This is a genomic window from Cellulosimicrobium cellulans (assembly GCF_001722485.1).
Taxonomy (GTDB): Bacteria; Actinomycetota; Actinomycetes; order Actinomycetales; family Cellulomonadaceae; genus Cellulosimicrobium; species Cellulosimicrobium cellulans_A.
In genome coordinates this window covers 1-2,369 of sequence record NZ_LWGL01000278.1, presented here as the reverse complement: position 1 = coordinate 2,369, position 2,369 = coordinate 1, and the positions used below count along the sequence as shown (strand labels likewise).

The 2,369-nt window shown below is 74.8% G+C and carries 3 protein-coding genes and 1 pseudogene; all 4 read left to right on the top strand.

Translation table 11 applies throughout. The features are described 5' to 3' along the window. Positions 1–203 (top strand): hypothetical protein (locus JZ5iCDA_RS19210; RefSeq protein WP_216093477.1); only part of this gene is annotated, 203 nt, incomplete at its 5' end. Positions 204–503: 300 nt separating this feature from the next. Next, positions 504–1,109: a 50S ribosomal protein L25/general stress protein Ctc gene (locus JZ5iCDA_RS16930; RefSeq protein ID WP_069388178.1), complete on the top strand. Its 606-nt coding sequence runs from the start codon at positions 504–506 to the stop codon at positions 1,107–1,109. 96 nt (positions 1,110–1,205) lie between these two features. Continuing rightward, the gene (gene pth / locus JZ5iCDA_RS16925) at positions 1,206–1,808 is read left to right on the top strand and encodes an aminoacyl-tRNA hydrolase (RefSeq protein ID WP_069388177.1); all 603 of its coding nucleotides are present in this window, start codon (positions 1,206–1,208) and stop codon (positions 1,806–1,808) included. Positions 1,809–1,931: 123 nt separating this feature from the next. Next, a pseudogene (locus JZ5iCDA_RS16920) lies at positions 1,932–2,369 on the top strand (glycosyltransferase); the annotation flags it as partial.

Here is a 2,369-nt window from a genome sequence, read left to right as displayed (position 1 = left end):
GGGGCGGCCGTGGCGCGCCCGCCGTCGTCGACGGCGCGCCGGGGTGGACGGCGGCGGAGCGCCGCGCGGTCGACGCGCGGGCGAAGCAGATCGCGGCCGACAGCTGGCCCAGCCTCGCGGTCAAGGCGTACGTGGAGGAGATCACCGCGGCGATCGTCGTCGGCGCCACCGTCGCGGCGACGTCCGCCGCGACGTCCGGCTGACGGGTCGTCCCGCCGCGCAGCCAGGTTTCGCCGGGACCGCGGCCCCGGGTACAGTAGTCAGGTTGCCTCGGCGAGGGACGTCTGACGGCCGGCGAGCGCGCACCGCACGAGCGGAGCGCGGTCCGGAGAGTCAGCCAGACCTGTTGGATCTCCGTTATCGACTGGGCGGTCGTCCTTTGCGCGCGTCCGTCACGTGTCCCGCGCCGACGCAGCCGCCCGTCCGGGAGGCCCTCTCACCGTCCGGACAGCCGACCGCTCCCCACTGGTGGCCGGCCCGCAACTGTCTTCAGGAGTGATCCAGTGTCCGAGATCAAGCTCGCCGCAGAGGCCCGCACCGAGTTCGGCAAGGGTGCCGCGCGTCGCATCCGCCGTGCCGACAAGATCCCCGCCGTCCTCTACGGCCACGGCAGCGACCCGGTCCACGTGACCCTGCCCGGCCACGACACGATGATGGCGCTCAAGCACTCGAACGCGCTCTTCTCGATCGAGCTCGAGGGCCGCTCCGAGCTCGCGATCGCCAAGGACGTCCAGCGCGACCCGGTCAAGGGCCTCATCGAGCACGTCGACCTGCTCGTCGTGAAGAAGGGCGAGAAGGTCGCCGTGGACGTCCCCGTCCACGTCGTCGGCGAGTCGGCCCCCGGCACGATCCACCTCGTCGACCTGCAGACGCTGGCGATCGAGGCCGAGGCCACGCACCTGCCCGAGACGATCGAGGTCTCCATCGAGGGCCTCGAGGCCGGCACGAGCATCACGGCGGGCGACGTCCCGCTGCCCTCGGGCGCGACGCTCACCGCGGACCCCGAGCTCATCGTCGTGACGGTCGCGCTCCCGCAGGCCGAGGAGCTACCGGAGGACGCCGCCGCCGAGAGCGGTGACGCGGCGACCGCCGGGACCGCGGCGGAGTGACCCACCCGGCCGGCTGAGGCCGGTCCCCTGCTGGACGCCCGGTACCGTGACGGTGCCGGGCGTCCGTGCGCCCCCGGACGTGAAGGACGAGGTGACATGACCGACCAGCCCTGGCTCGTCGTCGGGCTCGGCAACCCGGGCGACCGCTACGCCGCCACCCGGCACAACCTCGGCCACATGGTCCTCGACGTCCTGGCTGGGCGTGCGGGCGTGCGGTTCGCGCGGCACCCCCGCGCGCAGGCGGTCGTCGGCGAGGGGCGGCTGGGCGTGCTGCCCGGCGGGCGCCCCGGGCCCCGCGTCGTCCTCGCCAAGCCGACGACGTACATGAACGTCTCGGGCGGGCCCGTCTCGGGCCTCGCGCGGTACTACGGCGTCGACCCCGACCACGTGGTCGTCGTCCACGACGAGGTGGACATCCCCTTCGGTGCGGTCAAGCTCAAGATCGGCGGGGGAGAGGGCGGCCACAACGGCCTGCGCGACATCACCAAGGCGCTCGGCACGAAGGAGTACGTGCGCGTGCGCGGCGGCGTCGGCCGCCCGCCGGGCCGCACGGACACCGCCGACTTCGTCCTGAAGAACTTCTCCGGGGCCGAGGCCAAGGAGCTGCCGTTCCTGCTCGACGACGCGGCCGACGCGGTCGAGATGGTCCTCACCGAGGGGCTGCTCGCCGCCCAGGGCCGCTTCCACGCGCGCGTCTGATGCCCCGGGCAAGCACCCTCGCCGCGGAACGGGCGTTTTCACCCGGGTGAGGTCGCCGCGACCCCGCCGTCGCGCGCAGGTCCCGCACCTAGGCTGGGACGTCGGCTCGGCGAGGGAGGTCGCATGACGGAGGGTGTGGCGCTCGCGCACGACTACGCGACGCAGCGCGGGGGCGCGGAGCGCGTCGCCCTGCTGCTCGCGGAGGCGTTCCCCGGCTCGCCGATGTACACGACGCTGCACCACCCGGGCGGCACGTTCCCGGAGTTCGGGTCGCTCGACCTGCGCACCTCCGCGCTCGACCGCGTGCGCCTCCTGCGCCGCCACCACCGTCTCGCGCTCCCGGTCCTCGCCCCGGCGGTCGACCGCCAGCGGGTCGACGCCGACGTCCTCGTCGCGTCGTCGACCGGCTGGGCGCACGGCTACCGCGGCGCGCGCCGCACGGTCGTCTACTGCCACGCGCCCGCGCGCTGGCTCTACCAGCGCGACCGGTACCTCGGGCCCGGCGAGGGCGGTGCGGCGCACCGCACGCGGCGGCGCGCGGCGGCCACGGCCCTCGGCCTC